This is a genomic window from Streptacidiphilus sp. EB129, assembly GCF_041262645.1.
GTDB lineage: Bacteria > Actinomycetota > Actinomycetes > Streptomycetales > Streptomycetaceae > Streptacidiphilus.
In genome coordinates this window covers 1-1,415 of the sequence record NZ_JBGCCS010000106.1, presented here as the reverse complement: position 1 = coordinate 1,415, position 1,415 = coordinate 1, and the positions used below count along the sequence as shown (strand labels likewise).

General features: G+C 56.9%; 1 rRNA gene. It reads right to left on the bottom strand.

Annotated elements, in window-relative coordinates:
* Nucleotides 1–22: 22 nt before the first annotated feature.
* Nucleotides 23–1,415: ribosomal RNA gene (locus ABH925_RS37650) — 23S ribosomal RNA — on the bottom strand; the annotation flags it as partial.

Genomic DNA, 1,415 nt, shown 5'->3' with positions numbered 1-1,415 from the left:
ACACAGTGGACGCGTAGCAACTATGGACAAGCCCTCGGCCTATTAGTACCGGTCAGCTCCACCCCTTACAGGGCTTCCACATCCGGCCTATCAACCCAGTCGTCTACTGGGAGCCTTACCCACTCGATGGTGGTGGGAGTCCTCATCTCGAAGCAGGCTTCCCGCTTAGATGCTTTCAGCGGTTATCCCTCCCGAACGTAGCCAACCAGCCATGCCCTTGGCAGGACAACTGGCACACCAGAGGTTCGTCCGTCCCGGTCCTCTCGTACTAGGGACAGCCCTTCTCAAGACTCCTGCGCGCGCAGCGGATAGGGACCGAACTGTCTCACGACGTTCTAAACCCAGCTCGCGTACCGCTTTAATGGGCGAACAGCCCAACCCTTGGGACCTACTCCAGCCCCAGGATGCGACGAGCCGACATCGAGGTGCCAAACCATCCCGTCGATATGGACTCTTGGGGAAGATCAGCCTGTTATCCCCGGGGTACCTTTTATCCGTTGAGCGACGGCGCTTCCACAAGCCACCGCCGGATCACTAGTCCCTGCTTTCGCACCTGCTCGACCCGTCGGTCTCACAGTCAAGCTCCCTTGTGCACTTACACTCAACACCTGATTGCCAACCAGGCTGAGGGAACCTTTGGGCGCCTCCGTTACATTTTAGGAGGCAACCGCCCCAGTTAAACTACCCACCAGACACTGTCCCTGATCCGGATCACGGACCCAGGTTAGACATCCAGCACGACCAGAGTGGTATTTCAACGACGACTCCACAACCACTGGCGTGGCCGCTTCACAGTCTCCCACCTATCCTACACAAGCCGAACCGAACACCAATATCAAGCTATAGTAAAGGTCCCGGGGTCTTTCCGTCCTGCTGCGCGAAACGAGCATCTTTACTCGTAATGCAATTTCACCGGGCCTATGGTTGAGACAGTCGAGAAGTCGTTACGCCATTCGTGCAGGTCGGAACTTACCCGACAAGGAATTTCGCTACCTTAGGATGGTTATAGTTACCACCGCCGTTTACTGGCGCTTAAGTTCTCAGCCTCGCCCCGTCGAAACAGAGCTAACCGGTCCCCTTAACGTTCCAGCACCGGGCAGGCGTCAGTCCGTATACATCGCCTTACGGCTTCGCACGGACCTGTGTTTTTAGTAAACAGTCGCTTCTCGCTGGTCTCTGCGGCCGGCCCCAGCTCGGAGTGCAAGACTCGTCACCAGTTCCGGCCCCCCTTCTCCCGAAGTTACGGGGGCATTTTGCCGAGTTCCTTAACCATAGTTCACCCGAACGCCTCGGTATTCTCTACCTGACCACCTGAGTCGGTTTGGGGTACGGGCCGCCATGAAACTCGCTAGAGGCTTTTCTCGACAGCATAGGATCATCCACTTCACCACAATCGGCTCGGCATCAGGTCTCAG